28 protein-coding genes and 1 pseudogene are annotated in these 26,619 nt (G+C 66.3%); 10 read left to right on the top strand and 19 right to left on the bottom strand.

Annotation, left to right across the window (positions count from 1 at the left end; all coding sequences use genetic code 11):
* The first annotated feature begins 66 nt into the window (after window positions 1-66).
* Window positions 67-684 (top strand): hypothetical protein, encoded by a 618-nt coding sequence (locus U4Z64_RS09080; protein WP_044848965.1) that lies wholly within the window; start codon window positions 67-69, stop codon window positions 682-684.
* A 67-nt stretch (window positions 685-751) separates the two neighbouring features.
* On the opposite strand, the gene U4Z64_RS09075 is transcribed toward U4Z64_RS09080, so the two are convergent.
* On the bottom strand, window positions 752-1,639 hold the full coding sequence (locus tag U4Z64_RS09075) for a DMT family transporter (protein ID WP_124485338.1): 888 nt from the start codon (window positions 1,637-1,639) through the stop codon (window positions 752-754).
* Window positions 1,640-1,765: 126 nt separating this feature from the next.
* Between U4Z64_RS09075 and U4Z64_RS09070 the strand changes: the two genes are divergently transcribed.
* Entirely contained in the window at window positions 1,766-3,244 is a 1,479-nt protein-coding gene (locus U4Z64_RS09070) for a PLP-dependent aminotransferase family protein (protein ID WP_321798846.1), read from the top strand.
* A 148-nt stretch (window positions 3,245-3,392) separates the two neighbouring features.
* Here the strand turns inward: U4Z64_RS09070 and U4Z64_RS09065 are convergent, their stop codons facing one another.
* Both U4Z64_RS09065 and U4Z64_RS09060 read right to left on the bottom strand, forming a co-directional pair.
* Entirely contained in the window at window positions 3,393-4,826 is a 1,434-nt protein-coding gene (locus U4Z64_RS09065) for a nicotinate phosphoribosyltransferase (RefSeq protein ID WP_321819768.1), read from the bottom strand.
* Between the two features lie 74 nt (window positions 4,827-4,900).
* Window positions 4,901-5,941: a bifunctional nicotinamide-nucleotide adenylyltransferase/Nudix hydroxylase gene (locus U4Z64_RS09060; protein ID WP_124485334.1), complete on the bottom strand. Its 1,041-nt coding sequence runs from the start codon at window positions 5,939-5,941 to the stop codon at window positions 4,901-4,903.
* Window positions 5,942-6,125: 184 nt separating this feature from the next.
* Between U4Z64_RS09060 and U4Z64_RS09055 the strand changes: the two genes are divergently transcribed.
* Window positions 6,126-6,578, top strand: a complete 453-nt coding sequence (locus U4Z64_RS09055; RefSeq protein WP_124485333.1) for a type II toxin-antitoxin system RatA family toxin — start codon at window positions 6,126-6,128, stop codon at window positions 6,576-6,578.
* Between the two features lie 18 nt (window positions 6,579-6,596).
* On the opposite strand, the gene U4Z64_RS09050 is transcribed toward U4Z64_RS09055, so the two are convergent.
* From U4Z64_RS09050 to U4Z64_RS09025, 6 genes are all read right to left on the bottom strand, one after another.
* Window positions 6,597-7,193 (bottom strand): DJ-1/PfpI family protein, encoded by a 597-nt coding sequence (locus tag U4Z64_RS09050; protein ID WP_321798838.1) that lies wholly within the window; start codon window positions 7,191-7,193, stop codon window positions 6,597-6,599.
* Window positions 7,194-7,296: 103 nt separating this feature from the next.
* On the bottom strand, window positions 7,297-7,674 hold the full coding sequence (speD, locus tag U4Z64_RS09045; RefSeq protein ID WP_124485331.1) for an adenosylmethionine decarboxylase: 378 nt from the start codon (window positions 7,672-7,674) through the stop codon (window positions 7,297-7,299).
* On the bottom strand, window positions 7,671-7,817 hold the full coding sequence (locus U4Z64_RS09040) for a hypothetical protein (protein ID WP_170296473.1): 147 nt from the start codon (window positions 7,815-7,817) through the stop codon (window positions 7,671-7,673). The genes speD and U4Z64_RS09040 overlap by 4 nt, the downstream gene beginning before the upstream one ends.
* Window positions 7,817-9,337, bottom strand: coding sequence for a DUF4178 domain-containing protein (locus tag U4Z64_RS09035; protein WP_321819767.1), 1,521 nt, complete (start codon window positions 9,335-9,337; stop codon window positions 7,817-7,819). The genes U4Z64_RS09040 and U4Z64_RS09035 overlap by 1 nt, the downstream gene beginning before the upstream one ends.
* A 9-nt stretch (window positions 9,338-9,346) precedes the next feature.
* A complete protein-coding gene (locus U4Z64_RS09030; RefSeq protein WP_321819766.1) occupies window positions 9,347-10,399 on the bottom strand; it encodes an SPFH domain-containing protein in 1,053 nt (350 codons plus the stop codon).
* A 26-nt stretch (window positions 10,400-10,425) separates the two neighbouring features.
* Entirely contained in the window at window positions 10,426-10,812 is a 387-nt protein-coding gene (locus tag U4Z64_RS09025; protein ID WP_014898735.1) for a DUF350 domain-containing protein, read from the bottom strand.
* Window positions 10,813-10,933: 121 nt separating this feature from the next.
* Between U4Z64_RS09025 and U4Z64_RS09020 the strand changes: the two genes are divergently transcribed.
* The 5 genes from U4Z64_RS09020 (at window position 10,934) to U4Z64_RS09000 (ending at window position 16,052) form a co-directional block, all read left to right on the top strand.
* A complete protein-coding gene (locus U4Z64_RS09020; protein WP_321819765.1) occupies window positions 10,934-12,448 on the top strand; it encodes a polyamine aminopropyltransferase in 1,515 nt (504 codons plus the stop codon).
* A complete protein-coding gene (locus U4Z64_RS09015; protein ID WP_321819764.1) occupies window positions 12,448-14,067 on the top strand; it encodes an FAD-dependent oxidoreductase in 1,620 nt (539 codons plus the stop codon). The genes U4Z64_RS09020 and U4Z64_RS09015 overlap by 1 nt, the downstream gene beginning before the upstream one ends.
* A 147-nt stretch (window positions 14,068-14,214) precedes the next feature.
* Window positions 14,215-14,976, top strand: coding sequence for an N-acetylmuramoyl-L-alanine amidase (locus U4Z64_RS09010; RefSeq protein WP_321819763.1), 762 nt, complete (start codon window positions 14,215-14,217; stop codon window positions 14,974-14,976).
* 50 nt (window positions 14,977-15,026) lie between these two features.
* Window positions 15,027-15,416, top strand: coding sequence for a lysozyme inhibitor LprI family protein (locus U4Z64_RS09005; RefSeq protein WP_321819762.1), 390 nt, complete (start codon window positions 15,027-15,029; stop codon window positions 15,414-15,416).
* Window positions 15,417-15,524: 108 nt separating this feature from the next.
* Window positions 15,525-16,052: a GNAT family N-acetyltransferase gene (locus U4Z64_RS09000; RefSeq protein WP_321819761.1), complete on the top strand. Its 528-nt coding sequence runs from the start codon at window positions 15,525-15,527 to the stop codon at window positions 16,050-16,052.
* A gap of 23 nt (window positions 16,053-16,075) precedes the next feature.
* On the opposite strand, the gene U4Z64_RS08995 is transcribed toward U4Z64_RS09000, so the two are convergent.
* The 3 genes from U4Z64_RS08995 to U4Z64_RS08985 form a co-directional block, all read right to left on the bottom strand.
* On the bottom strand, window positions 16,076-17,422 hold the full coding sequence (locus tag U4Z64_RS08995; protein WP_321819760.1) for a glutamine synthetase family protein: 1,347 nt from the start codon (window positions 17,420-17,422) through the stop codon (window positions 16,076-16,078).
* 147 nt (window positions 17,423-17,569) lie between these two features.
* Entirely contained in the window at window positions 17,570-18,127 is a 558-nt protein-coding gene (locus tag U4Z64_RS08990) for a helix-turn-helix domain-containing protein (RefSeq protein ID WP_044847929.1), read from the bottom strand.
* A 16-nt stretch (window positions 18,128-18,143) separates the two neighbouring features.
* The gene (locus tag U4Z64_RS08985) at window positions 18,144-19,433 is read right to left on the bottom strand and encodes an FAD-binding oxidoreductase (protein ID WP_321819759.1); all 1,290 of its coding nucleotides are present in this window, start codon (window positions 19,431-19,433) and stop codon (window positions 18,144-18,146) included.
* A gap of 448 nt (window positions 19,434-19,881) precedes the next feature.
* On the opposite strand from U4Z64_RS08985, the gene U4Z64_RS08980 reads away from it, so the two are divergent.
* Both U4Z64_RS08980 and U4Z64_RS08975 read left to right on the top strand, forming a co-directional pair.
* Window positions 19,882-20,247, top strand: coding sequence for a hypothetical protein (locus U4Z64_RS08980; RefSeq protein WP_321819758.1), 366 nt, complete (start codon window positions 19,882-19,884; stop codon window positions 20,245-20,247).
* A gap of 505 nt (window positions 20,248-20,752) precedes the next feature.
* A complete protein-coding gene (locus tag U4Z64_RS08975; protein WP_321819757.1) occupies window positions 20,753-21,214 on the top strand; it encodes a hypothetical protein in 462 nt (153 codons plus the stop codon).
* 66 nt (window positions 21,215-21,280) lie between these two features.
* Here the strand turns inward: U4Z64_RS08975 and U4Z64_RS08970 are convergent.
* The 7 genes and pseudogenes from U4Z64_RS08970 to U4Z64_RS08940 all read right to left on the bottom strand — a co-directional run.
* A pseudogene (locus U4Z64_RS08970) lies at window positions 21,281-21,464 on the bottom strand (SDR family NAD(P)-dependent oxidoreductase); the annotation flags it as partial.
* Between the two features lie 23 nt (window positions 21,465-21,487).
* Complete coding sequence (locus U4Z64_RS08965) at window positions 21,488-22,027, bottom strand: gluconokinase, GntK/IdnK-type (protein WP_321819756.1); 540 nt, start codon at window positions 22,025-22,027, stop codon at window positions 21,488-21,490.
* A gap of 57 nt (window positions 22,028-22,084) precedes the next feature.
* Window positions 22,085-22,933 carry a transporter substrate-binding domain-containing protein gene (locus tag U4Z64_RS08960; RefSeq protein WP_321819755.1) on the bottom strand — a complete coding sequence of 283 codons (849 nt, stop codon included), beginning with the start codon at window positions 22,931-22,933 and terminating at the stop codon, window positions 22,085-22,087.
* Window positions 22,934-23,019: 86 nt separating this feature from the next.
* Window positions 23,020-23,748: an amino acid ABC transporter ATP-binding protein gene (locus tag U4Z64_RS08955; RefSeq protein ID WP_321819754.1), complete on the bottom strand. Its 729-nt coding sequence runs from the start codon at window positions 23,746-23,748 to the stop codon at window positions 23,020-23,022.
* 27 nt (window positions 23,749-23,775) lie between these two features.
* Window positions 23,776-24,525: an amino acid ABC transporter permease gene (locus U4Z64_RS08950; RefSeq protein ID WP_321819753.1), complete on the bottom strand. Its 750-nt coding sequence runs from the start codon at window positions 24,523-24,525 to the stop codon at window positions 23,776-23,778.
* 2 nt (window positions 24,526-24,527) lie between these two features.
* Complete coding sequence (locus U4Z64_RS08945; protein WP_321819752.1) at window positions 24,528-25,229, bottom strand: amino acid ABC transporter permease; 702 nt, start codon at window positions 25,227-25,229, stop codon at window positions 24,528-24,530.
* 300 nt (window positions 25,230-25,529) lie between these two features.
* Window positions 25,530-26,543, bottom strand: a complete 1,014-nt coding sequence (locus tag U4Z64_RS08940) for a D-glycerate dehydrogenase (RefSeq protein WP_321819751.1) — start codon at window positions 26,541-26,543, stop codon at window positions 25,530-25,532.
* Between the last annotated feature and the right edge of the window lie 76 nt (window positions 26,544-26,619).

The raw sequence follows: 26,619 nt of genomic DNA, 5'->3' as shown, positions 1-26,619 counted from the left end.
CCGTGCGCCGGCGATGCACGGCCGGCGCCCGTTCAATCAGTTATCCGAATCGAATCAAGGTGACTCATGGACATCAATCTCAACTTCGTCAACCTGTCGAACGACGTCAACAACAGCCAGATCGTGATCTTCCAGAAGAACGTGTCGACGGACTTCGACGAGCTCGCGATCGCGTGGAAGGTCATCACCAACTGCGGACGCGGCGACAACCATCCGTTCGTGTTCCCGTTGTTGACGACCGTCTCCGCGAGCGATGCCGACGGCAACTACATGCCGCAAAAGCGCGCGGACAACGGACAGGTCTTCAACGTGTCGCGCTCGACGTCGGGCAACGTGCTCGCGCTCGCCGGCCCCGCCCCGACGTCGCGCGAGATCCAGCTGCGCAACGACCTGAGCCAGGGAGCGATCACCGCGTCGGTCTTCAAGGACAACCGGCTGCTCGCGCACAAGACGGGGATCGTGCCGGGCCAGAAGGCCGTGTTCGAGTTCAAGCCGACGCTGTGGATCGGCACCGCGTCGCAGATCGAACAGGGCGCGGTGATGAATTCGGCCGTGCTGTCCGACATCAACACCGAACTGTCGCTGCTCGGCATCAAGAGCGCCGACATCGTGATGACGGGCGGCGGTGGCGGCACGACCGCGACCGCGTACCAGTTCCGGCTCGCGAACGTGGTGATGGGGTAAACGGCGCACGCGCGACGGCGCACGGGCGGCACCCGTCACGTCGTCGCGCGACCGCTCCGTGCGTGAATCAGCCCGCGCGCCGCACCGGCGCCATCTTCGAGAAATACTTCGCACCGGCCACGCAGCCGACGACCACGACCGTCACGACGAGCATCGACGGCGGCACCGTCTCGTGCAGCAGCCCGGCCGCGAGCAGGAAACCGAAGAACGGCTGCAGCAGCTGCAACTGGCCGACGCCCGCGATCCCGCCGAGCGCGAGGCCGCGATACCAGAACACGAAGCCGATCAGCATGCTGAACAGCGACACGTATGCGAGCCCCCACAGCGCGGCGGCGTCGACGCCGTCGAACGTCGCGGGCCACGTGAACCACGTGAGCGGCAGCATCACCGGCAGCGACAGCACGAGCGCCCACGAGATCACCTGCCAGCCGCCGAGCTGGCGCGACAGCCGCGCGCCCTCCGCATAGCCGAGCCCGCACGCGACGATCGCGGCGAGCATCAGCGCATCGCCCGCCACCGACGCTCGACCGCCGTTGCGCAGCGCGAACGCGGCCACCGCGCCGCTGCCGACCAGCGAGAAGACCCAGAACGGCAGCCGCGGCCGTTCGCCGCCGCGCCAGACGCCGAACAGCGCGGTCGCGAGCGGCAGCAGCCCGACGAACACGATCGCATGCGCGGACGTCACGTGCTTGAGCGCGAGCGCGGTCAGCAGCGGAAAACCGACCACGACCCCGAGCGCGACGACGATGAGCGACGCGGTCTCGACACGCGTCGGCCGCTTCTGCTTCAGCGCGACGAGCAGGATCAGGCCGAGCACGCCGGCGATCGTCGCGCGCGCGAACGTGAGGAACAGCGGGTCGAGCCCCTGCACCGCGATGCGCGTCGCGGGCAGCGAGCCACTGAAGATGATCACGCCCAGCAGGCCGCTGAGCCATCCGTCGGTCGTCTTTTGCACGGGAAATCCTGGTCGGAACAAGGTGGATGACCGATGATCCGCCGCCCGCGAAAAGCGCGTAAGCTACAGCCCAATACAATTCGGACAAACTGTACTGGACAACCGGCCGTACAGTTCCCTCTCGCCATGAGCCGTTCCGTGCAAGACCCTGCTCCGCCCGCGCCGTCGCGCACGCGCGTGGAAACCGTGATGGATACGCTGCGCGCGCGGATCGCGAGCCGCGCGCTGATGCCCGGCGCGCGCGTGCCGTCGATCCGGATGATGGCCGACGCGCTGCACGTATCGAAATCGACCGTCGTCGATGCGTACGAGCGGCTCGCGAGCGAAGGCGTGCTCGTCGCGCGGCGCGGCTCCGGCTTCTACGTGTCGGGCCACGCGCCGCCGCTCGCGCTCGCCGAACTCGGCCCGCGCCTCGATCGCGAACTCGATCCGCTGTGGCTGTCGCGCCAGTCGCTCGAGGCGGCGCCCGGCTCGGTGAAGCCCGGTTGCGGCTGGCTGCCGTCGTCGTGGTTGCCGGACGAGAGCCTGCGACGTGCGCTGCGCGCGGTGTCGCGCGACGAACCCGACGCGCTGACCGACTACGCGACACCGCTCGGGCTGCCCGCGTTGCGCCAGCAACTCGCGTGGCGGCTCGCGCAGCACGGCGTTCATGCGGAGCCCGCGCAGATCATGCTGACCGACGGCGGCACGCATGCGCTCGATCTCGTGTGCCGGCTGCTGCTGGAGCCGGGCGACACCGTCGTGCTCGACGATCCTTGCTACTTCAACTTCCAGGCGCTGCTGCGCGCGCATCGCGCACGGATCGTCAGCGTGCCGTACACGCCGAATGGCCCCGATCTCGCGCGCTTCGAGCAGGTGCTCGCCGAACACCGCCCGCGCCTGTACATCACGAACGCGGCGCTGCACAACCCGACCGGCGCGACGCTCGCGCCGCCGGTCGCGCACCGGTTGCTCACGCTCGCGGCCGAGCACGGCCTGCTGATCGTCGAGGACGACATCTTCGCGGATTTCGAAAGCACGCCCGCGCCGCGCCTCGCGGCATTCGACGGGCTCTCGCGCGTCGTGTCGATCGGCAGCTTCTCGAAGACGCTGTCGGCCGCGATCCGCTGCGGCTACATCGCCGCGCGCCCCGAATGGATCGACGCGCTCGTCGACCTGAAGCTCGCGACGTCGTTCGGCAATGCGCAGATCGGCGCGAACGTCGTGCACCGGCTGCTGGTCGACGGCACCTACCGCCGCCATCTCGACGGCCTGCGTATGCAGTTGGCCGATGCGATGGGCGAAACGATCCGGCGGCTCGCGCGCGCCGGGCTCGGGATCTGGACGGAACCGCGCGGCGGGTTGTTCGTGTGGGCCGAGCTGCCCGACGGGCTCGATGCCGCGCGCGTCGCGCGCCATGCGCTCGACCACGATGTGGTGCTCGCGCCGGGCAACGTGTTCAGCGCGTCGCACGGCGCGACGTCGTTCATGCGCTTCAACGTGTCGCGCTGCAAGGGGCCGGCGGTGTTCGATGCGCTCGGGCGGGCGATGGAGGCGGCGCGGATGTCGGAGCACGCGGTCGCGCAACCGGATACGAATGGGCGCGCGCTCGCCGGCGAACGTTGACGGCGGGCGAGCGCGCTAATTGCCGGTCGCCACGATTTCCGCGACGAAATCGACGCGGACGCCGTGCTGCACGCCCTCGTCGCCCGCGTCGCCTGAGCGCGACCGGGGTGGCGGCTGACGTTGCCACGCCGCCGCCCCGGTCGCCCGATCACGCCTCCCCCGCGTGCGCCCTCGCCCGCACCTCGGCGAACGTCGTATCGACCAGCATTTTCCCGGTATCGAACACCGTTTCGAGCGCGTCATCCCACTCGCCTTCCAGCGCGCGATCGTTCCACGCGACCGGCAGCGTCACCGTCCGGTATTCTCCCGTGCGCCGATTGCGCAGCAACGTGAGCCGGCCCTGCTTCGAGCGCTTGCCCGGATCGGTAACCGGATCCTTGCTCACGCCGTGCCACACGTCGCCGCGCAGGATCGCCGAGCACTTCATCGCAAAGCGCTGCGTGTCGCGATTCACCTGCTGCAGCAGCGCGCCGCCCATCCCGAACACGACGTTGCCGGCCGCATAACCCGCGTCGTCGAGTGCGGACAGGATCGCGTCGATCGACAGCTCGTCGACGCCGTCGCCCTGGATCACGCGCACGCGATTCAGCACGCGCCGCCCCTTGCCGTTCACGGTCGAGCCGAACGAAGCGTCGAGCGCGCGCACGGTCTGCAGCACGATCTTCACCGGGTCGCCCGAATCGGGACGCACGACGAGCGTCGCGCCCGAGTCGATCACCGCCTGGCGCAGCGGGCCACCCCACAGTTCAAGCGCGGCGAACAGATCATAGGAGTCCGACACGACCGACACGATCGCGCCGGGCAAACCGAAGCGAGCGATCATGTTCCGGTACGCATCGGCTTCGTGCTCACGCCCCCACGACGTGATCGTGCTGTGCTCGGCCGCGGGCACCGAATACGCGGCCATCGGCTCGCGATAGAAGCGGTTCGCGGCCAGCACGCCGAGCACCGTGTCCGAACCCATGAAGCTCACGAGGTGCGCCGCGCCGCCGATCGCGGCCGACTCCGCGCTCGATACGCCGCGCGCGCCGAAGTCGTGCAGCTTGAACGGCAGCTGCGCGAGATCGTCGTCGGTCTTCTCGAGAAAGCGGCGGATCGTCTGCCGCAGATGCCAGCTGCGCGTCGCGACCGTCACCGGGTACCACACGCGCAGCAGCATCGTCTCCAGATACGACGCGAGCCAGAACACCTTCGGGTCGTCGCATTCGACGGTCATCAGCACGTTGTGCACGGGCACGATCGAACCTTCGGGCACCGCGCGGATCCTCACGGGCAGGTAGCCGTCGTAGTGCTCGACGACATGGCGCCAGCCGTCCTCGTTGAACGGCTCGCCGTGCACCGCGAAGAAATCGCGCGCATCGTCGATCATCGCGTGCGTGACCGGCCGGCACAGATAGTCCTTCAGCAACATCTGCAGGCCGAAGAACAGCGTGCGGTCATAGCGGCCGCCGCGCGACTCGACGTACGAGAACATCGCCTGCGCGTCGGGCGGGTATTGCAGGAAGTGGGAAGCCTTGTACGAATCCGTGTTGAGGATCGGATTGGCGAGAACCGCGGCAAAGCCGCCGGGATCGTTTTGCATGGCTAGAGCTCCTCTAGGCCGTTGAAGTGCCGCCGCGTCTGTCGCGGCGGACCGGAATCCGGGGAATCAGCGTGTCACAGCTTCCCCAGGAAGTGATACGCGATCTCGAAGTGATCCTCGAACATCACGTTGCGCATCTGCGCGAATTCGTTGAGCGGCACCCAGCGCGCCTTGTCAGCGTCGTCGCTGCCCTTCACGCGCGGCAACTCGCCGGTCGGGAAGTTGAACAGGCACGCGTGCGTGATCGTGCGGCCGCGCAGCGAACGCGTCGGATGATCGAATACCTGGCGATCCTTGATCGAGCCGCGCAGCACGGGCTCCGGCAGCTTCAGGCCGGTCTCCTCGCGCAGTTCGCGGATGCAGGCCGCGTCGAGCCGTTCGTCCTGGTTCACGAACCCGCCCGGCAGCGCCCACAGGCCGCGGCCCGGTTCGCTGCGCCGGCGCACGAGCAGGAGATGGCCCGAGTGCACGACCACCGCGTCGACCGTCACGAACGTGACCGGATACGGTGCGGCCGACCACGCCTTGCGATAGCCGGCGATGAATTCGGCCTCGGCCTTCAGCTGCGCGAATGCCGGCTGCGTGCGAAAGCGTTCGAGCCAGCCGAACACGGGTTCCGGCACGGCCCATTGCACGAAGCTGTTGGTGCGTTCGGCGAAGTACTGGTCGCGGATTTCGGTGGCGGAGATGTCTTCGGTCGCATCGACGTCGACGAGCTCCCATTGCGGGAACATCCGCAGGTAATACGACGTGGCGTCCTTCTCGTGGCCGATCAGCCCGACCCTGCGCTGCGCGACCTCGCCGAGCGAGGCGGCCACGGCATCCTGCACCCAGCGCACCCAGTCGCCGTCGTTGTACGTCGAATCCTGCACGGGCGCGACCGTCACGCGCTCGCGCTCGGACGGCTCGAGCAGCGAAGCCAGCATCTGGCGGCGCTCGTCAAACGAGAACGGATCCTTGATGGTGCGGGGCTTGTCGGTCGATCCGATCAGCACGCATACGCGCTCGGCCCGGCTCAGTGCGGACTTCAGCACGTTCAGGTGACCACGATGCGGAGGCTGGAAACGACCAATGAAAACGAGCGCGTCGAAGCGCCGGTTCTGTTGCGTACTCATGAGGCTCCCTCAAGAGATTGAAACGCTTCGGGTCTTTCCCGAAGGCATGGAATCGATCGTAGGGGAATTCCCGGAGAAGGTCAATCGAGCGCGCGCTCGACTTGACGAAGTCTGAAGAATTGCCCGGCTTTGGCGGGTTACACTCGATTTCATCCCGATTACAGCGTTGCGCTTGCTACCCATCATGAGGATCTCAGTCAGCCGGATCGTCGGCGTCGATCGCAGACGCCTCTTCACGTGGTCGCAGGACTATGCGCGGCGGCTCGTGTGGGACAGCTTCCTTGCCGACGCGTACCTGCCCGACGGGATGACGGCCGACGTCGGCGTCGATGCGTTTTGCCGCAGCCAGTCGGGCGCGACGATGGTGTCGCGCTACATCTCGTACCGTCCGCCGCAGGTCGCGGCCGTCGAAATGGTCGACGGGCCGAAGGTGCTCGAACGCTTCAGCGGCAGCTGGAATTTCACCGAGCACACACCGGGCACGACCGAAGTGAAGTTCACGTATCACTTCCGTGCGCAGCCGTCCTGGCTGCGCTGGCTGCTCGAACCGCTGATCGGCGCGTTCTATCTCGTGCACACGCGCCGGCGTCTCGACTCGTTCAAGCGTTGGGCCGAAGCCGAAGCGCTGCCGCGCTGACGCGCGACGCCGCACGCATCAGAGGAACGGCGAAATGTTCGCGATCGCGCGCGACACGTAATCGTCCTTCTCGCCCACCGGCGCGACATAGTGAATCGCACTGCGCGCGGCCTCGATGCCGGCCAGACGCGCGATGAACCACGCAGCCAGATACTGCGACGACAGGCACCCGCCGGCGGTCGCGACGTTCCCGCTGGCCACGAACGGCTGGTCGAGCACGGCCACGCCGGCTTCCTGCACCCACGGCTTCGTGGTCAGGTCGGTACACGCGGGGACATCGCCGAGCCAGCCCAGCTTCGCCAGCACGAGCGTGCCCGAGCACTGCGCGCCGAGCAACTGCCGCGCGGGGTCGAACTGCAATTGCGCCATCAACGCGGCATCGGCGACGACGTCGCGGGTACGCACGCCGCTGCCAACCAGCACGGCGTCCGCGTCGCGGGCGTCCTGCAGCGACGCTTGCGCGTCGATCGTCACGCCGTTCATCGAGCGCACGCGGGCGGTCGGGCTCGCGATCGACACCCGCCAGCCCGGCTGCTTGACCCGGTTGAGAATCCCGAGCGCGATCAGCGAATCGAGTTCGTTGAAACCGTCGAAGGTCAGGATGGCGATGTGCATGGGGGCCTCTGTGCGGGGACGTCGTACCGCACGATCATAAGCGGTTCGCGAAATCGGTGCAGCGCGTCGTCGCATGCGCGACCACCGCTGTCGCCCCGGTCGCTCATGCGACGCCGCGCGCCACCTGCTGCCGGACCTGCGCGTGCGTGCCGAGCGCGGCGGCGATCGCATCGACCGCCTCGGCCGCGCGCGCGGCGCCGCACATGAACGCATCGACGGCCGCGAAGCCGTGCTCCGGCCACGTATGAATCGTGATGTGCGACTCCGCGAGCAGCACGACACCCGTCACCCCATGCTCACCGCCGAAATGATGGAAATGCGCGCCGATCACGCGTGCGCCGGCCTGCTGCGCGGCGTCGGTGAGTATCGTCTCGAGCCGCGCGGCGTCGCGCAGCAGTGCCGCGTCGATGCCGGCGAGATCGGCCAGCACGTGCGAGCCGAGCGTCGCACGCGGCGCGGCGATACCGTCTCGCGCCGTCATTTGTGCGACCCGTACGACGAATAGCCGCTGCGCGCCGACGAACTGCCCCACCCGCTGCCGCCCGAACCGCTGCCGCCGAGCGACGCGCAGCTGAACAGCGTGACGACGATCAGCCCGTACAGTCCGTAGAGGATGTAACGCATTACGAGTTGCCCCCGTCGGACGCGAAGCCCTTCCACAGCCATTCCGGCAGCCACAGCACGAGCAGGCCGATCAGCACGTAGACGGAGCGGCCGCTGAACGAGAACAGCGAACCCAGGTTGAAGATCACGAGCATCGCGCTGAACACGATCGGCAGCGGTGCGAAGCTATGCGGCTGCTTCGCGCCGAACAGGCCCGTCGACGTCCCGGCGGAACCCGTTGCGGACGCAACCGCTGCCGTCGCGAGCGCCGGCGTCGCGAAGCGTTCGGCCAGTGCGCCGGCCGACAACGGCCGCGCACGCGACCAGACGATTTCCGCGGCGCTGCGCTCGCGCGTGAGCTTGTCCTTCTGCCAGCCGTAGTCGGCGATCGACGTGCGGTCGCCGACCTGCACGCGCCAGTTGAACGCGCCGACCACGTACACGACTTCCGAGTCGTACGTCTCGCGCAGTCGATAGGTCTTGCCTTCGTCGGTGACGTCGGACTCGCCGCCGATCGTCGGCCAGTGATCGAGCACCTGCACGCGTTCCCAGCGCCCTTCGCTCTGCACGAGCCACAGGAAGCCGCGTTTCGGATTCAGCAGCAGGTATTCGTCCCACGTCTCGTCGTCGTCCGGCACGCGGCAACGCATCATGCCGATCACCGTGTACTTCACGCCGTCGAACGTGCCGGTCGCGCCGAGTTCCAGCGCGCCCTTCACCGCATCGAGCTTGCGCTGCGCGGCGAACACGGTCTGCTGCTCGGCCGTGCACTGCACGCCCGCGTGACAGCTGCCGCACACGACGTAGTCGGCCAGGTTCGGTGCATACGACAGCGGCGCGCCGCAGCTCGGGCACGCGAACGGCACCATCTGCGCGCCCCGTTTCTCCCGCGTGTCGTTGTCGGTATCGCGCAGCCCCGTGAATGCGAGCGCGTCGAATTCCATCGCTTCGCCGCTGTAGACGGCCGGGCTCCCGCCGTTCGCGTCGGCGTCGGAATAGTCGTAGGTCGCGAATGCGTTGCCGGTGCGCAGGTCGACGACGCGCGCTTCCCAGCCCGCGTCGATGCGGAACGGCAACTCGCCGTCGCCACCCGTGCAGCGCGCGGTACGCACGTCGGACACGAGATACGCGCGGCCGCCGTGGTCGATCCGCATGCCCGGTTCGAGCGTGCCGAACGCGGGCCACGCGCCGCCCGACGCATCGTCGGGCTCGCGCACCGTGACCGCATACTGGCCCGACGCATCCGACAGCCAGCCGAACGCGCCGTCGTCGAACACGACGTACCACTCGCTCCACGCGCCGGCGTCGTAGGTCATCTGGATGCGGCCGAGCACCGTGAACGTGCGCTTGCCGTAGCGCCCGGCCGTGCCGATCTGGATCGGCGACGCGTCGTCGAGCACCGTGGCCAGCTCGCCGATGCGCTCGACGTCGGCACCGCGCTTGAGCAGCGTGCTGCGACAGAACGCGCAGACGGCCATCACCGCCGCCGCCGAGCGAAACTCGACCGGCGCGCCGCACTGGGGGCACGAAGTACTGAACATGCGTGACGCTTACCGGGTGAGCTTCGCGAGGATGTCCGCCTTCGCGCGCGCATAGTCCTCTTCGGTGACGAGGCCCTTGTCGAGCAGCGCCTTCAGCTGTTCGAGGCGTTGCACGTAATCGGTCCCTTCGGCCGGTGCGGCCGGCTGCGCGGCGGCAACCGGTGCCGCGACGGGCGCGGGCGGTGCGGCCGGCGCCGGTTGCGCGGCGCCCGCGATCTGGCCGGCCATCGCCTGCCCGATCGCCGCGCCGGCCGCGAGCCCCGCGCCGACACCCGCGATGCCGCCCGGGTTCTGCGCGGCCAGCGGAATCGCCTGCGCCGTCTGGTATTGCGTCGCGCGGGCGAGATCGCCGGCCATCCCCGCGCCGATCCGCAGGTCGAGCGCCTTCTGCAGCTCGGCGGGCAGCGACACGCTTTCGACCGCGAATGCATCGAGCGCGAGGCCGTAGCGCGTGAACACCGGCACCAGCGCCTCGGCGACGCGTTGCGACAGCAGCGTCTGGTTCGCGGCCATGTCGACGAACGGCACGTCGGCGGAACCGAACGTCGTGCTCATCGCGGTGACGACCAGGTTGCGCAGCTGCTGCTCGAGATCGTCGACCGTGTACTGCGCGCGCGTGCCGCTCACCTCGCGGTGGAACGCGGCCGCATCGACGATCCGGTACGAGTAGATGCCGAACGCGCGCAGCTGCACGAAGCCGAATTCGCGATCGCGGATCGTCACCGGCTGCGCGGTGCCCCAGCGCCGGCCGAGCTGCAGCCGCGTGCTGAAGAAGTAGACATCCGACTTGAAAGGCGACTGAAAGAACTTGTCCCAGTTCTTCAGGTACGTGAGCACCGGCAGCGTGCGCGTTTCCAGCTTGTACAGCCCGGGCTGGAACACGTCGGCGACCTTGCCTTCGTTGACGAAGACCGCGACCTGCGTTTCGCGCACGGTCAGCTGGCCGCCGTACTGGATCTCCTGGTCTTCCATCGGATAGCGCCAGGCCAGCACGCCGTCGGTGTCTTCCGTCCATTGCAGGACGTCGATGAACTGCTTGCGGATAAACGAACCCAGACTCATGTCGGTCTCCCAGGACGCGTGGCGTGTCAGGTCAGGCAGGCGGCATTGATGATGCCGACGACGAGCGACGCGGTGCCCATCAGGCCACCCATCGCGACGTTGCGATCCTCGATCGCATGGTTCATGCCGGGAATCAGGCGGGTCAGCACCGCGTAGGTGACGAGCTGCACGGCCATCGCGCCGACGGCCCACAGCACGACTTCGCCGAGCGTCGAGTTGTGCGCGATGCTGGACGCGAGCGTCAGGCAGAAGCCGACCAGCGCGCCGCCGAACGACAGCGTCGCGGCCGCGTTGCCGTCGCGGATCAAGGCCAGTTCGTCGAACGGGGTGACCTTCAGGTACACTGCCGCGAACACGAAAAGCAGCACGAACGCCGACAGCAAATGAACCGCATAAAGATAGGCACTATTCATTCTTTTCCTCGGATTTTGTGCTCGGTTCGCCGCCCCGTCGCAGGCTGGCCCATGGCGGGCCACCCCACGAAAATCCGCGCCAGTATATCCACATTGACGAGCACTGCACAACGGACGCGCCATGCTGCATAAGCGCGCGCTCGTCCTGTCGATCCTCGTGCTCGCGTCGTGCGGGCTCGGCTACGAACTGATCAGCAGCGCGCTGTCGAGCTACCTGCTCGGCGATTCGATCCTGCAGTTCTCGTCGGTGATCGGCAGCTACCTGTTCGCGATGGGGATCGGCTCGTGGCTCGCGAAGTTCGTCGAGGACGACGACGTGCTCGACCGCTTCGTCGACATCGAGCTGCTCGTCGGCCTGCTCGGCGGCGTGTCGGCAGCACTGCTGTTCGCGGTGTTCGCGTGGCTGGCTGCGCCGTTCCGCGCGGCGCTCTATGCGCTCGTGCTCGCGCTCGGCCTGCTGATCGGGATGGAGATTCCGCTCGTGATGCGCGCGTTCCAGCAGCGCCGCCAGGCGTTCCGCCATACCGTCAGCGAAGTGCTGACCTTCGACTATCTCGGCTCGCTCGCCGTGTCGCTGATCTTCCCGCTCGTGCTCGCGCCGCGTCTCGGCCTGTTGCGCACGAGCTTCCTGTTCGGGCTGCTGAACGCGTTCGTCGCACTGTGGACCACGCACCTGTTCCGCGCCGAGATCCGCAACGTGCGCGGCAAGCTGATGCGCGCGTCGCTCGTGATCGGGCTGCTCGTCGCCGGCTTCGCGCTGTCGGACCGCATCACGCACTGGGCCGAGCACGGCGTGTACGGCGACGAGACCATCTATTCGGAAACGACGCCGTACCAGCGCATCGTGCTCACGCAGTGGCACGACGACATGCGGCTGTACCTGAACGGCAACCTGCAGTTCTCGTCGCGCGACGAGCATCGCTATCACGAGGCGCTGATCCATCCGACGATCGAGGCGCTGCCGTGGGCGAAGCGCGTGCTCGTGCTCGGCGGCGGCGACGGCCTCGCGGTGCGCGAACTGCTCAAGCACCGCAATCTCGAACGGATCACGCTCGTCGATCTCGATCCCGCGATGACGAAGCTGTTCTCGACTTCGGCGCCGCTCGTGAAGCTGAACCAGGGTTCGCTGAAGGACCCGCGCGTACAGGTGATCAACGACGATGCGGTGCGCTGGCTCGAATCGAACGCCGACGTGTACGACGCGATCGTCGTCGACTTCCCCGATCCGACCAACTTCGGGCTCGGCCGGCTGTATTCGGTGCCGGTGTTCCGGCTGCTCGCGCGCCAACTGTCCGAGAACGGCTATGCGGTGATCCAGTCGACGTCGCCGTACTTCGCGCCGCACGCGTACTGGACGATCATCGCGACGCTGCGCGAAGCCGGGCTCAACACCTGGCCGTACCACTGCTACGTGCCGTCGTTCGGCGACTGGGGGTTCGTGATCGCCGGCAAGCGTCGCGACTTCACCGTGCCGACACGCTATTCGGTGCCGACGCGCTGGCTCGACGCGCAGACGGCCGCCGAGATGTTCCACTTCCCGGCCGACATGCCGGCGCTGCCGATGTCGCCGAACGAACTCAACGACCAGCCGCTCGTGCGCCGCTTCGACGACGACTGGAAGCACGTGCTGCGCTGATGGATCGCCGCACGTTCCTCGTCGCGTCCGCGGCGGCGTCGCTCGCCGCGTGCGGCCGCACCGGCTGGATCGAGACGACGCCGCGCGTCGGCTACCCCGGCATGCGCGAAGGCCATGCGCTGCGCGACCACGCGGCGCTGCCGCCGCCGTCCGGCACGATCGAGACCGACGTCGCGGTCCTCGGCTCGGGCGCGGCCGGGTTGTCGTGCGCGTGGCAGCTCGCGCGCGCGGGACACACACGCTTCGTCGTGCTCGCCGGTCCCGAATTCGGCGGCAATGCGGCCGGCGGCCGCTTCGGCGAACTCGGCTATCCGAAGGGCGCGCACTACCTGCCGCTGCCGTCGCTCGAATCCGCACATCTGCGCGACATGCTCGCCGATCTCGGCGTGATCGAAGCGGCGCCGTTCTCCGCGCAACCCGCGTACGACGAACGCGCGCTCGTGCATGCACCCGACGAACGGCTGTTCATCGGCGGCCAGTGGCAGGACGGCATCGTGCCGACGGCCGGCCTCGACGCCGACGCGCTCGCGCAGCAAACGCGCTTCTTCGCCTACACCGACAGCCTGCGCACCGCGCGCGGCGCGGACGGCCGCAAGGTGTTCTGCATCCCGCTCGCGGAATCGTCGCGCGACCCGCGTTGGCGCGCGCTCGACCGGCGCTCGTTCAGGCAGTGGCTGCTCGACGAGGGCTACACCGCGACCGCGCTGCACTGGTACCTGAACTACTGCTGCCGCGACGACTACGGTGCGGGTTACGAGCACGTGTCCGCGTGGGCCGGCCTGCACTATTTCTCGTCGCGCGGCGGCCACGCGAGCGATGCGGGCGACGGCGCCGTGCTGACCTGGCCCGACGGGCTGCATACGATGGTGACGAAGCTGAGCGACTCGATCACCGCGCGCACCGGCTCGAACGCGTGGTCGCGGCACGGCTTCGCCGTTCGCGCGACCGAGGGCGCGGGCGGCGTCGACGTGCTGTGTGCGCGTGTCGGTGACGACGGCACGCTGTCGACGTTCACGCTGAAGGCGCGGCGCGTCGTCAGCGCCATGCCGCTGTTCGTCGCGGCTCGCGTGTTTCCGCAGCTGCGCGCCTACGGCTTCGATCCCGCGCGCGACCTGCCGCCGCGCGCGCCGTGGCTCGTGTCCAATTTCCTGCTCGACGGGATGCCGGCCGAGGCAGCCGGCGTTCCGCTCGCGTGGGACAACGTCGTCTACGACGGCGCGGGGCTCGGCTATGTCGTGTCGACGCACCAGTTGATCCGGATGTCGCCGCCGACGCGTTCGGTGTTCTCCGCCTATCAGGCGTTGAGTACGCAAACGCCGGACGACACGCGCCGCTGGCTTGCCCAGGCAAAGCCCGATGCGTTGCGCGAACAGGCGGCGATCGACCTGCAGGCCGTCTACGGACGCGAACTGTGGAAGCACGCGACGGCGCTCGAGATCACCGTGCGCGGCCACGCGATGGCGACACCCGATGTCGGCTTCCTGAGCCGGCCGGGGCTGCTCGCGCTGCGCGATGCCGACGGCCCCGTCGTGTTCGCGCATGCGGACCTGTCCGGACTGTCGCTGTTCGAGGAAGCATCGTACTGGGGCATGCTCGCGGCCCGGCGCGTGCTCGCCTGAGCGCCGATTTCCGGCGCGCGCGACGCCGCGCATTCCGTCATTGCGGCGCCGCCGGCAACCGCTATAATCGCGCGACATTCCGACTGCATTGAGCAGGCCGACGGTGCGCGCCATACGACGCGCCGCATACCCTCCTCGACAACAACAATGACAAACCGAACCCTTCGACGCCTTCGTCCGTTCGTGCGCGCCGCCGCGCGCCTGCTCGCATGCGTCCCGCTGTTTGGCGCGCCGCTCGCGCTGCATGCGGCCGATGCGGCAGGTCCGGACGCACAGCCGGCCTCCGGCCGCTACGTCGTCGTCGACACCGGCCATACGCCGGCCCACCCGGGTGCCACCGGCGCAAGCGGTCGCGTCGAATACCGGTACAACCTCGACCTGTCCACCGCCGTCGCGCAGACGCTCGCCGCGCACGGCGATCGCGTGCTGCGCACGTCGGCCGACGGCCGCGAGATCGCGCTCGACCAGCGCTCGACGCAGGCGTCGGACGCAAATCTGTTCGTGTCGATCCATCACGATTCGATGCAGCAGCAGTTCATCGACGCGGGCCGGCAGCGCGAATTCCGCGGTTTCGCCGTGTTCGTGTCCGAGCGCAATCCGCACTACGCGGAAAGCCTGCGTTGCGCGAAAGCGATCGCCGAACGCCTGGTCGCGGCCGGCGAACGGCCGTCGCTGTATCACGCGCAGCCGATCAAGGGCGAGAATCGCCCGCTGATCGATCCGCAACTCGGCATCCACCGCTTCGACGATCTCGTCGTGCTGCGTACCGCGCCGATCCCGGCCGTTCTGGTCGAGGCGGGCGTGATCGTCAATCCCGACGAGGAAAAACGGCTCGCGCAGCGCGAGACGATCCAGCGCCTCGCCACCGCGATCGCGGGCGGGATCGACGCATGTACGGCGGCCAGGTAAAGGCGCCGCCGGTCGGTTTCAACGATTTTCACCCAGTGAGGAGCACCACAATGATGAAGAAGAATCTGCTCGTTTCCTGCGCGCTGCTCGCGCTTGCCGTGCCGTTCTCCGCGCAGGCGGCCGGCTGCGGCAAACCGCGCAGCGCGTTCGACCAGGTGTACTGCAGCAGCAACGAGTTCTCGCAGGTCGACCGCGAACTGAACGACCAGTACGGCCGCGTGCGCAAGCAACTGAGCGGCGACCAGCAGGCGAAGCTGAAGACCGGCCAGCTCGCGTGGATGAAGCGGCGCGACGACCGCTGCAGCGAAACACGCGACGACGGCTATCTCGTGAACCTGCAATGCGCGATCGACTTCACGCAATCGCGCCTGTCGTTCCTGCGCGAACGCGAGCGCGAATGCTCGAGCACGGGGTGCGTGACGGCGAAGCTCGGCGAGTAAGGACGGTGCAGGTGCGGCGCGACACCGCACCTGCATGCACGCCCGATTCACGGCGTTGAACGGGGCTGCTTCATCGTTGTATCCCGCAACCGGTCAAACCACGCACGCATGCCATCGAACACGACCACGATCGCCATCCGCGCAGCCACGCCGCCCGATGCCGCAGCCATCGCCGCGATCCACGTCGCATCGTGGCGGGCAACCTACGATGGCATCATGCCGGCGTCGTTCCTTGCAGGTTTGTCGGTCGAACAACGTACCGACTTCTGGCACCGCGCGCTCGCGGCAGGCGAAACGCGCGTCACGGTCGCATTCGACGCAGACGGCGTGACGGGCTGGGTCGCGTACGGCACGACGCGCGACGCCGACAAGGATCGCGCGTGGGGTGAAATCCACGCGATCTATCTGCATCCGCTGCATTGCGGCAAAGGAATCGGCACGGCGCTGGTCCGGCATGCTTGCCGGTCGCTGCACGACGGGGGGCATGCATGGGTGTCGCTCTGGGCAATCGTCGAGAACCGCCGCGCGCGAGCGTTCTACGAACGTGAAGGCTTCGTCGCCGAAAGCGACATCAAGACGTTCGACATCGACGGGACGCCGATCGACGAAGTGCGCTACTGGCGCGCACTTCCATAGTCCGCGCGGGTCGGCGCAGCACGTCAAAGAAACCACCGATACTCGCGCGCCCCGATCTCGTTGCGAAAATCCAGCTCCTCCTGCCGCTTGTTCTCGCAATACACCATCACGAATTCACTGCCGAGCCCGTCGCGCACGGCCGCGTGATCCTGCATCGCAGCGACGGCCGACAGCATCTCCTTCGGGAAATCGATCCCGCTGCCGCGATCGTCGTTGAGCGGCGCGATCGGCTCGATCCGTGCGTCGAGCCCATGCTCCATCCCGGACAGGATCGCCGCGAGCACCAGGTACGGATTCGCGTCCGCGCTCGCGAGCCGATGCTCGATGCGCAGATTGCGCGCATCCGAATCCGGAATCCGGATGCACGCGTCGCGATCCTCGAAGCCCCAGCTTGCGCGGCTCGCCGCATTCACCATCGAGCCGTAGCGGCGGAACGCATTGTGGTTCGGCGCGAATACCGGCATGCAGTGCGGCAGCAGCGCGAGGCAGCCGGCCACCGCATGCCGCAGCGGCCGCTGCGCGTCCGCGGCGAGCAGGTTGCGGCCCGCGTCGTCATACAGGCTCACGTGCACGTGCATCCCGCTGCCCGGCGCATGCAGGTACGGCTTGCCCATGAAGCTCGCACGATAGCCGTGCTGCAGCGCGACGCCGCGCGTGCTGCGGCAGAACAGCGCCGACCAGTCGGCCGCGCGCAGTGCGTCGTCGGTGTGGCCGAAGTTGATCTCGAACTGGCCGGGCCCGAGCTCGGCCGTGATCACCGTCGCGTCGACGCCCTGCTCGCGCGCGGCCTCGACCATCTCGTGCAGCACATCGGAAAACCGCGACAGGCGTTCGATGTGCATGTTCGGCTGGTCGTCGCGGTCGTCGCTCAAGCGGTCGCGCGGATACTGCGGCAGCCCGTCCGCGAGTTGCGCGGCGAACAGGTAGAACTCGAGCTCGAACGCGACGACCGGCCGGATGCCGCGCGCCGCGAACCGCCGCAGCACGCGCGCCAGCACCTCGCGCGGTTCGAACTCGATCGGCGCGTCCGTGCCGTCGGAGCTGATCAGCATCTGCGCGAGCGGCTGCCGCTCCCAGCGCACCGGCTTCAGCGTGCCGGGAATCAGGCGACGCGGCGCGTCGGGGTCGCCGTCGTTGAAGCAGTAATCGCCGATCTTGTAGAGGCCGCCCTGCGTGCCGAGCAGCACGCAGTTCTGCGGCAGCTTCAGCAGCGAGCCCGACGCGACCTTCTCGAGCGCATCGATCGGATAACGCTTGCCGTAGAAATGGCCCGGCAGGTCGAGACAGATCAGGTCGACATAACGGATCTCGGGATGCGCCTGCCGGAATGCGCGGACTTCATCGACCAGCACGGGAACGACGTCAGCCATGTCTCATCCTTTCCATGTCTTGTATGACGGTGCCGCGGCGCGGCGAACCGGACTCATCGGCATGCGGCACGCCACATGCCCGATGTCGATCAGTACTGCAAACCAGCAGCACGGCGCGACGATCCGTGGGACCGCCCGCCGGCGAACTCAGGTGAACACCCAGATCACGCGCGCCGGCGCGTCGCCCAGGTTCGCGTAACGAAACCGCTTGTGCGCGGGAAGCTGGAATGCGTCGTTCGGGCCGAGCGTGACGGGCGTGTCGTCGCCGTCGATCCAGATCGTCAGCTCGCCTTCGAGCACGAAGCCGCCCTGCTCGTCGCTGTCGTCGACGGAGCGCTCGCCGCTGCTCGCGCCGGGCGCGAGATGGCTCTCGAGGATCGAGAAGCGCGAGCGCATGTTCGGCGACACGAGGATGTCCGTGATGCCGGCCGCGTAATACACGGTGCGCCGCTCGTCGGGCCGCGTGACCCACGGCACGCTGCGCGGCTTGCTGAGGCTGTAGAAATACGTGGTCGGCACGCCGAGCGCCTCGCCGATCGCGGTGAGATCCGCGACCGTCGGGCGCGACAGCCCGCGCTCGACCTGCGACAGAAAGCCGACCGAGCGGCCGATCCGTTCCGCGAGATCGTTGAGCGTGACCTTGCGATGCTTGCGCAGGTCGCGGATCAGGATCGCCAGACTTTCTATCTCTTCCTGTTCGTTCATGATGAGTTCCGGTACGTCAGACGGTATCGCGCAAACGGTACCAGGCCTTGCCGATCGCTTCCAGCGGCGCGGCGAGGCGGCCGCCGCCGGGAAAGCGCGGGTTGCGGATGCGCTGGTACTGCGCGAGCAGGCGATCGTCGCCGAGCACGGCATCGGCGACCGCGCGCGCGCCGGCGAGCGTCGGCAGCACGCCGTGCCCCGAGAAGCCCTGCAGCCAGAAGCGCTGGCCGCGGCGGCCGATGTCGGGCGTGCGACGCATGCTGATGTCGATGTGACCGCCCCACACAAAGTCGAGCGGCACGCCGGCCAGTTGCGGGAACACGCGTTCGAGATGCGGGCGCGTCGCGGCCGCGATGTCGGCCGGAATCCCGCCGAGATACGTGCAGCCGCCGCCGAACAGCAGGCGGTTGTCGGGGCTCAGGCGGAAGTAGTCGGGCACGAACTGGTTGTCGATCACACAGCTGTTCCGCGGCAGCAGCGAGCGGGCGACGTCCGCCGAAAGCGGTGCGGTCGCGACCTGGTAGGTGCCGACCGGCAGCAACCGGCGCGACAGCTCGGGATCGAGCCGGTCGACGTACGCGTTGCACGCGAGCACCAGCGCGTCCGCGCGCACTTCGCCGTGCGCGGTGCGTGCGACGTGACCGCCGGCTGTCTCGCGACAGTCGAGCACGCGGCTTTGCTCGAAGATGCGGCCGCCGGCCCGTTCGATCGTTTGCGCAAGACCGAGCGCGAGCTTCAGCGGATTCAGATGGCCGGCCTCGGGATCGTAGAGCGCGGCGAGATAGCGCGCGCTGCCGATCCATTCGGGCATCTCGTCCTGCCCGATCACGCGCAGCCGGTCGTAGCCCCAGCGCTGCGCGGCTTCGTCGCGGGCCTGTGCGAGCAACGCAACGCGACGCGGCCGCACCGCGGCCCACAGGCTGCCGGGCCGATAGTCGATGTCGAAGCCGTGCCGCGCGGGCAGTTCGCGCACTTCGGCCGCGGCCCAGCGCATGCTGTCCCACAGCATGCGCGCGCCGTCGCGGCCGAGCGAATCCTCGAGCGGCTGCATGTCGCACGACCAGCCGAGCAGCGCCTGTCCGCCGTTGCGGCCCGATGCGGCCCACGCGACGCGGCTCGCTTCGAGCACGACCACGCGCTTGCCCGCGAGCGCCAGGCGCAACGCCGTGTGCAGCCCGCTGAAGCCCGCGCCGACGACCAGTACGTCGGCGTCGATGCGTTCGTCCAGTTCGGGACGGCGCGGGATCGGCGCCGGGTAGGTGCCGGCGTAGTAGCTTGCGACGTGACGGTCGGACTGCACGAACATGCGGGTTCCCGTGAAATTTCAGTCGGCTAATTTCATGAAAAATTAGCACGTCAATTTCACGGAGGCAAGTGGGGGAATGGGATCGTCATCGTTGGGAAAAGGAAGTCCGAAAATGTGCGGTCCCGGGCGGTTTATATTTCAGCCGTGCAGGTTTGCTGCCGCCGCAACTCAACCCTGTCCAGAAAACCCAAATAGTCCCGCAGCGCCAAGCTTGGCGGGCGGCTTTAGCGCTTCGGAGGAAAGATATGTGGTTTGGGCGCGTTTACATTCCAGCCACGTAGATTTGCTCCGGACGAAAAATCGCACATTTCAATCGGATGGAATTGCCCCTTGCCGGGTCTCCGGTGTGACCCGAGAAGCACCGACCTTGTTGTCCTGGAGTAAAGTCGCACCGAACGTGCTTGCGTACCTTAGCGCGCATCCACTGGACTAGCACAGCGAGGCGTCCGTGCGCACCGAAATCCGGCTTTCTGCCCAGTCCCAGGCGGCGATCGCCCGATTGTCAGCCGACGACCGTCCGCGCGGCGCCAATCAGTCGGATCTCGCCCTGAGCCAGATCCGGGCCCGCAACGATGTCGAGGCGATTCAGGCTTGGCTGAAGAACTACGAGAGTCCGAACACACATGCGAACTACCGCAAGGAAGCCGAGCGGTTTCTGCTGTGGGCGCTGGCCGAGTTGATCGGGCTGACGAAGATCCCTGTAGACGATCTGCGTCAGTTCCGCCTGTTCCTGGACGCACCCAAGCCCTCCCATATGCTCTGGGCGCTCATTTCGGAAATGCGGCCGCTCGCGTCATCGCCCACAACGACGTGATCCGCTACCGTCACTTCCTCGACGATCCCCGACCGGCCGCAACTTGGGTCACATGGAATGGCGCGCGCTATGGTACGCAGGATCCCGCTGGCGGCCGTTCGCGGGCAGGCTGAGCAAAGCCAGCATCCAGCAATCGATGCTGGTCATCGACAGTCTGTTCCGTTGGCTGGTCGACGCAGGCTATCTGCGGGGCAACCCGGTGGCCTTGGTCAGGAAGCGACGCCGCGGCAACGCCGAAAAGCGACGCGGAGCATCAGCTCAACTATTTGATAGAGTACGAACGTCAGATTGTGGAGGAGTTTGCGCGCAAGGACTTGGCGGTCGAATGTTTTCGCGTATGCGCGTTGCCGAAGAGGGATTAAGCGATTGGTTTCGTCGGCCTCGACGAAACCGTGAGGCGGTGGACCGCACCGTTGTCGTTACCAAGCATCCAGCCCGTTGCTCTCCCCATCCTGCCGCGGCAGATTGACCGAATCCTGGCCAAAACCGAACCCTTGGAGCAGGAATGAATCCGCATCGATACATGGTTCTCGGTTTCCACGGCTCAGGCAAATCCACTTTCGCGGCTGCACTGTGGCATCTGCTCGATAGCAGGGAGTTACAGACCGTCCTGCAGAAGGGTAAGCATTCGGGAGACTTCCGATATCTCGAGGAAATCGCGCAGTCCTGGTCCGAAGGTTGGGAGGTCGAACGGACGAAAAGCGATCAGGTGGAAGATATCGCAATCAACCTCCGACATCCGCAATCGGCTACGGATTTGACACTGGAGTTCACCGACCTCCCGGGCGAGAGGTTCGAAGCCGCATTCGCCAATCGCCTCAGCTCCGCCGAGTTTATCGAACTAGTGAACGATTCGTCCGGCACGCTCCTGTTCGTGAGCGCCGATCGGAACATCGACGAAGTGACAATTCTGGATGCTCTTGGATCGGACGACTCCGACGACGAGGCGGAGGAAGAATTGCCGTGAACCGCGGACAATCCAGCGACGGATGTTGCATCGGGCGAGGATTCGCCGTGGCTTCCAGAACGGACATCCCTGGGCGCGAAGCCGGGCAGCGGCTTGTTCGAGCTTGTCTGGGTCGCGTCCGTTCAGAACGACTTCAGCCCCGGCCTCGGAGAGTCCTTTCGCCAGAGCAAAAGCCAATACCGGCGCTTGATCCGGTCACCAGCGCCCGACGGCCCGACAAATCGAATAAATCCAGTCCCTTTGCCACCACGTCTCTCCTATCACGAAAATTCGTCACGTGCCGATGGCGTCCATCGTTCCATCCAGCCATCGAATGACCGACGCAAGATTCCGCTCTTTCCGGTCGCAGCCGAGCAAACGCAGCACACGATTCTCGCCGACCGGCGACTCGAGGATATCGAATTGACTCGCAACGAGTCCGGCTGGAAACACATGCCCGACTCTATCCGATACGCGCTTCAACGCATGCGCCATTTCGATCTCGAGATAAACGAATCGCAGCCCGGGAATACGTGATCGCAACCGAGCGCGATAGGCCGCCGTCAGCGCCGAGCACGACAACACCACGGAAGTGTCCGGTGCCGTCGTCAAAGCTGCCAGCCGATCCAACCACGGCTCCCGGTCCGCATCGTCCAACGCGATGCCGTTGCGCATCTTGCCTTTGCTCGCCGGCAGGTGGTGATCGTCGCCCTCGATGAACACGCCGCCGATGGTGGTCGCCAACATCGCGCCAAGCGTCGACTTCCCGCAACCAGATACGCCCATTACGGCAATCCTGTGCCTCGTATCTCCAAGCGCAATTTCGATTGTCATTGGCAATCTCCGGGTGCCGTCTTCGATGGCGTGCTCCAACGCCATCGAATGGTCACGTTACGAAACCGGCGTGAACTTCAGTTGATCGATCGGCGTCACCTTGTCGGAGCGCACGATGCCGTAGGTCGTCTTCGGCCCGAGCCACTTGTCGAAGATCGCGCCCAGTTGCCCTCTCTGCTCGAGCGACGACAGCGCCTGGTTCACCGCGCCGAGCATCCCCGCTTCATTCAGCCGCAGCCCGACCGCGATCGGCTCGATCAGCATGGGCTCGGCGACGATGGTCACCGCACCGTCCGTACCCTCGACCTGCTTCGCGATCTTGATCGCCGTCATCTGGTTGGTCACGAAACCCTTAACCTTGCCTTGTGCGAGGGCGAGAAACGCCGAACTCGTGTCGTGGAACGTAACCGCCTGGCCATCCTTGATCGACAGCGGGATCGATTGCGCCGACGTCGATCCATCAGCCGCGCTGATCTTCTGGCCCGTGAAATCGGCTAGCTTCTTCCCGCCGTCGGCCTTTTTCACGACCAGCACTTCCTTGGTCGAGTAATACGCATCGCTGAACGCGATCTGGGTCGCCCGCGTCTTCGTATAAGCGAGGTTGGCGACGACGATATCCACCCGCCCGAGCTTCAATTGCGGAATGCGCGCCTCAACGGCCAGCGGCGAGAGTTTCGCCTTCACGCCGATCTGCTTCGCGATCGCGTTGCAGAGGTCGACGTCCATCCCCTCGAGCTGGCGTGTTTGCGCGTTCGGATAGGAAAATGGCTCGACGTTCGAATACACGCCGCAGTTCAGTTCGCCGCGTGCCTTGACATCGGCCAACTGATCGGCGCGAGCGGGCGCGACGTACATGAAGATGCCGACCGACAGCAGCATTCCGGCGATGACTTTCAACTTTTCCATCGTGTAACCCCTTGAGGCTTGACTGACAAACATGTTTTGAAATGAACTACGGAAACCCTGCAGTGCCCGGCCGGCTGCGCTCGCGATCAATGCGAACGCAGATCCGACAGGAATTTTTTCGCGCGATCGTGCTTCGGCGCCGTGAAGAACGCGTCGGGATCGGCCTTCTCGAGAATCGTTCCCGCGTCCATGAACCAGATGCGGTCGGCGACTTCGCGCGCAAATCCCATTTCGTGCGTCACGCACATCATCGTCATGCCTTCTTGCGCGAGACTCTTCATCACGCTCAGCACCTCGCCGACCATCTCCGGATCGAGCGCGCTGGTTGGTTCGTCGAACAACATCGCCGGCGGATTCATCGCGAGCGCCCGCGCAATCGCGACGCGTTGTTGTTGCCCGCCCGACAACTGGGGAGGATAGGCGTTTGCCTTGTTCGACAATCCGACGCGGGCGAGCAAATCCAGTGCCTTGCTCTCCGCCTCTGCGCGCTTCACGCCGCTGACGCGGATCGGCGCGAGCGTGATGTTCTCCAGTACCGACAGATGCGGGAAGAGATTGAATTGCTGGAACACGAACCCGATACGGCTTCGATAGGCGTTCACGCTCATCTTCCGGTCGTGGATGTCCTGTCCGTCGAATGAAATCTTGCCGCGATTGATTTCTTCCAGCCGGTTGACCGTGCGAATCAGTGTCGACTTCCCGGAACCCGACGGCCCGCAGACAACCACCACTTCGCCCTTGCGCACCTCGGCGTTGATGTCGACGAGCGCGTGATATTCGCCGTACCACTTGTTGACATTGGAAAACTTGATCATGCGAGTTCCTTGAGAGAGTCCGGTCACTCAGTTCCCGGTGGATACCGAGCCCGCCAGCGAAACCGCGTTCGCCGACTTCTCGCGAACGTTCATGCCGGCACGCTTGCGTGTCACACGGCGTTCCAGGTATTGCGCGAACTGCGTCAGCGCATAACAGAGCGCGAAGTAGCAGAGCGCGAGGATCAGGTAGACAGGGAACGGCTTCGTCAGCAGCCGGTTGTTGATCTGGTCGGCCGCGAACGAGATCTCCTGGACGTTGATGATGTAGCCGAGCGACGTCTCCTTGATGGTCGATACGAACTGCGTCAGCATGCTCGGCACCACGTTGTACAGGGTCTGCGGCAGGACCACGCACCGCATGGTTTTCAGGTAGCTCATGCCGAGCGCACGCGACGCTTCGATCTGTCCTTTCGGCAGCGCTTCGATGCCGCCGCGAATGATCTCGCCGAGGTACGCCGAGTCGTAGACGACGAGCGCGCACAGCATCGTGACGAACCCCGTTACCGGATAGCCGGTGAGCACGGGCACGAGGAAGTACACCCAGAACACGACCATCAGCAGCGGCACACCACGCACCGCGTAGACAAGCGCGGTGGCCGGCGCGCGCAGCACCGGAAACGGGCTGATTCTCGCGAGCGCAACAAGTATCCCGAGCGGAAACGCGATTGCGAGCGCTGCGACGGAAAGGAGGATCGTCAGCACGATGCCGCCGAGTGGCCCGTGCGGATACTGACCGATCAGCAACAGCGCCCAGTTGTCCCGAATGATCTCGAACATGGTCATTTCACTCCCGGAATACGGTAGAACGCTGCGAGCTGTGCGCCCAGGAGCATGATCAGCAGCGAGATGGCCAGATACATCACGGTTGCGACGAAATACGATTCGAACGACAGAAACGTGTCGTTCTCAATCTGCCGCGTCACGTAGGTCAGCTCCGCGGCACCGATCGCCATCGCGAGGCTCGTGTTCTTGAAGAGCAGCACCGCATGATTGACCATCGGCGGGATTGCGTTTCGCAGCGCCTGCGGCAGGACGACATGGCGCATTCCCTTCAGGAAGTTCAGGCCGAGCGCGCGGCAGGCTTCGTACTGGCCGTACGGAACGGCGCGCAACCCGCTGCGGATGTCTTCCGAGAAATAGGCGCCGCTGCACAGCCCGATCGCGACGACCGCGAACACAAACTGGCCGTTGTACTGGTTGAGAAACGCCTGGATCCCGGCAGGCAGGATGTTCGAGATGCCGAAGTACCAGAACAGGATCTGCACGAGCATCGGCACGTTGCGGTGATACGCGACGAACGCGGCGACGAAGCGCTCCGCGATCCGGATATTCGTCATGCGAATCAACGTCAGTGTCAACCCGACCACGATTGACAGCAGCCAGGCCGAAATGGCCATCAACAGCGTCAGCTCGATGCCGTGCAGAAACAGTGCACCGTAGTCGCCTCGCAGCACTGCAGAAAGGTCAAAATGCAGCTTCATAGTCCGCGCCTCTGGAATGAATCCGGATCAAGGCGTGTCGCGATGCGCGCCTCGCCATGACTTCGTGGTTGAACGCGGTGGCCGCCATCGACGACTGCGTTGAATTCATACTAGCCCGCAAAAAAAACCGCTTGCAGACGCCTTTGCTCTGGTGCGATAAGCTCGAGCAATGACCGGTCGGCACACTTGCTCGAGCCCCGTGCGGCGGCGCTGTGCGCCGCGTTCCGGTCGACTGTCGCGCCCCCGGTCGGCGATGCGTCCGGGCAAACACCCATACGTCGATCGGTGCGCCAATGGCGGCTATCGACCGACGCGCGATGCGTCGGTCAACACCTGCGGATTCACAGGCGTCGGCGGCCGGCCGGCATGGGGTCCGGATCCCAGCGCCGCGATCAGGTTGTCGACGGCGAGCGACGCCATCGCCCGTCGCGTCGCCACCGATGCGCTGCCGATATGCGGCGTCAGCACCACGTTCTTCTGCGCGAGCAATGCCGGACATACGACCGGCTCGCCCTCGAAGACATCGAGCCCCGCCGCGGCAATCGCGCCTTCGGCGAGCGCGGCAGCCAGTGCGCTGTCGTCGACCACGCCACCCCGTGCGATATTCGTCAGCGTTGCCGTCGATTTCATCTGCCTGAGCTCGCGCGCGCCGATCGCATGATGTGAGGTCGACGAATACGGCACCACGATGATCAGGTGATCGGATTCGCGCAGCAGCGCGTCCTTGTCGACATAGCGCGCGCCGCATCCCGCCTCCACTTCCGGCGATAGTCGCGAACGATTGTGATAGATCACGTTCATGCCGAAACCGAGCGCGCCGCGACGCGCGATCGCCTGGCCGATGCGGCCCATGCCCAGTATCCCGAGCGTCGCGCCATGAATGTCCGAGCCGACGAACATGTCGTAACGTCCCGTCTTCGTCCACGCGCCGCTGCGCAGAAAGTGCTCGGACTCGGTGATGCGCCGCGCGGTCGCCATCATCAGCGCGAACCCGAAATCCGCGGTCGTGTCGGTCAGCACGTCCGGCGTGTTGGTCACGACCACGCCGCGCGCCGAGCACGCGTCGACATCGATGTTGTTGTAGCCGACACCGATGTTGCAGACTGCCTCGAGCCCGGGGCAAGCATCGAGCAGGGTCGCGTCGATCCGGTCGCTGCCTGCGGTGACGGCGCCGCGTTTCCCCTGCAGCCGGGCGATCAGTTCCGGTTGCGACCAGATCGTGTCGTCCGGGTTGTCGGTCACGTCGAAGGGCTCCCTCAAACGCTCGACAATGTCGGGAAACGACGCCCGTGTCACAAGAATCGACGCTCGCATGACAACACTCCTTGTTGGATTTCGGTAAGGGTTGAATGAGTCGGACCGCGTCGGCGCCCGAGGCCCCCCGGTGCGC

This window comes from Burkholderia sp. BCC1996 (genome assembly GCF_905339955.1).
In the GTDB taxonomy this organism is placed as follows: domain Bacteria; phylum Pseudomonadota; class Gammaproteobacteria; order Burkholderiales; family Burkholderiaceae; genus Burkholderia.
The sequence above is the reverse complement of the archived record's forward strand: the minus strand, read 5'-3'. Positions and strand labels throughout refer to the sequence as shown.